This is a genomic window from Frankia sp. CeRuru1 (genome assembly GCF_977966315.1).
In genome coordinates this window covers 1-2,030 of the sequence record NZ_CDWWEW010000125.1, presented here as the reverse complement: position 1 = coordinate 2,030, position 2,030 = coordinate 1, and the positions used below count along the sequence as shown (strand labels likewise).

General features: G+C 67.6%; 2 protein-coding genes. One reads left to right on the top strand and one right to left on the bottom strand.

Annotated features, from left to right (window positions below):
• The coding region (locus AC08OP_RS11250; protein ID WP_476614140.1) for an RNA-guided endonuclease InsQ/TnpB family protein at positions 1 to 883 on the top strand (883 nt) is incomplete at its 5' end.
• A gap of 137 nt (positions 884 to 1,020) precedes the next feature.
• On the opposite strand, the gene AC08OP_RS11245 is transcribed toward AC08OP_RS11250, so the two are convergent.
• Positions 1,021 to 2,030: TAXI family TRAP transporter solute-binding subunit (locus tag AC08OP_RS11245; RefSeq protein ID WP_476614139.1), on the bottom strand; the 1,010-nt coding region annotated here is incomplete at its 5' end.

Here is a 2,030-nt window from a genome sequence, read left to right as displayed (position 1 = left end):
TCCCGGTGCCGGTCGGGTGCGGTTCCGCTGGACCCGACCGCTTCCCGGGGTGTCCCGTGGGATACCGGGCCGGTTGACGGGCGCGCGGCTGGTCCGGGAGGTGAACGGCTGGCATGTGGTGTTCCGCCTGGAAACCCCTGATGTGCAGTCGGAACCGCACGCTGGCCCGCCGGCAGGGGTGGACCGTGGGGTGACCCGGACGCTGGCCTTGTCGGACGGGTCGTTCCGGGACATGCCCGTGCTGCTGTCGCCGGGTGAGGCGCGGCGGCTGCTCCGGTTGGAACGGAAAGCGGCCCGGCAGCGCCGGGCCCGTCCGTGGAACGCCCCGACGTCGAACCGGCTTCGCCGGACCTATGACCAGATTGCCGTGGTGCGCGCGAGAACCAAACGCCGCCGCGACGACTGGGTACACAAGACCACCACCACAATCAGCCGGGAATACGGGCTGATTGTGGTTGAAGATCTGCGGGTGGAGAACATGACCCGGTCGGCGCGGGGCACGATGGAGGCGCCCGGGAAGAACGTCCGGCAGAAAGCCGGGCTGAACCGGGCGATCCTCGCGGCAGCCTGGAGCAGGCTCGGCGAGCATCTTGCTTACAAGACCGCCCGTGAAGGCGGGGAGCTGGTGAAAGTCCCGGCGCCGCGCACCTCGCAGCGTTGCCATGCCTGCGGGTTCTTCGATCCAGTGTCCCGCCGGTCGCAGGCGCTGTTCGCCTGCACCTCGTGCGGTTGGCAGGGGAACGCGGACACGAACGCGGCATTGAACATTCTCGCGGCAGGACAGGACGCAAGTCCCGGGCGTACAGCCCGTGTCGTGAACGGACGTGGAGCCACGGCGGTTACGTCGGGCTGCGAAGCGTCAACCACCCGGGACGCGGCATGACCGCCGCCGGGAATCCCTCGCGTTCACGCGGGGGAGGATGTCAACAGCCGGGCATCGCGGCGCTGGCCGCCGGGAGCGTCAGCCCGATCGCGACCGTCGTGCTGGTGGCGGTGACGCTGTTCGGCGCACAGTCGGTGTCAGGATGCCGGGCAGCCTTGGTGGATCTTGACTGATTCGTAGTACTTCTTCGCCTCGAGATGTAGGGGTACCAGGCAGTAGGCGGGATTGGTCCCTACCGTCTGGCGGCTTGTTAGGAAGTGCCGGCCTGCGTCGTCGGGCCACAGTGCGCGTTCGAAGACGGCGCGCTGGTTGGTGAGGGCCTGGGCGGTGTAGCGGACCAGGTCGGGGTCTGTGGCCTCGGTCGCGACGATGCCGTTGGGTATGGCGACGGTGGAGGCTGGTTCGATGCCGGGGTAGTCCTGGGGCCCGATGGTCTGGTTGCCGTAGATCTGCCCGCGGGCGAAGCTGTTCCCTGCCTTGGACCGGTAGAAGTTGTCCCATTCGGTCTCCATGGCCCGCTGGTAGACGGCGAGGGGGAGCAGGCGCAGGCCTACTCCTTCTGTTGCTTCCCGGTAGATTTCGTCGGTGGGTGCTCCGCCCGACCACAGCACCGCGTCGACGTGCCCGGCGCGCAGTGCTGCTAGGCCGTTGACCAGCGTCATCGGCTCAGGTGTGGCAGGCGTGAGGGAACAGGCAGAGGGCTGTGGGCCGGCGGCGAGCTGGATCTGGCGGAAGAGAACCTGCCCGATCTGGAAGGTTCCGGAGTCCGGGAGTCCGGTGGCGACGCGTGTTCCGGAGCAGAGCTGGTCTGCGGTAGTGATGTCGGAGTCTTGGCGTACGACGAGTTGCAGCAGGTCGAACCATAGCGGTCCGACCGAACGCAACTCGTCTATCGGGGAGCCGGCGAACTGCGACACAGCGTAGCGGGCGTCGACCGCTGTTGTGAGCTGGACGATCGACAGAGTGCAGCGTGCGTTGGGGTCGCGCAGGGTGTTCAGGTTGTGGGCGCTGCCGATCGTCGTTACGACGTTCACCTTCGTGCCGGGGTAGGCCGTGCGGAGGAGACCGGCCAGCGCCTCGCCGTACTTGTTGTAGGGGCTGTCCGGCTGACCAGTCATGATCGAGACACTGTCGCACTGGCCTATCG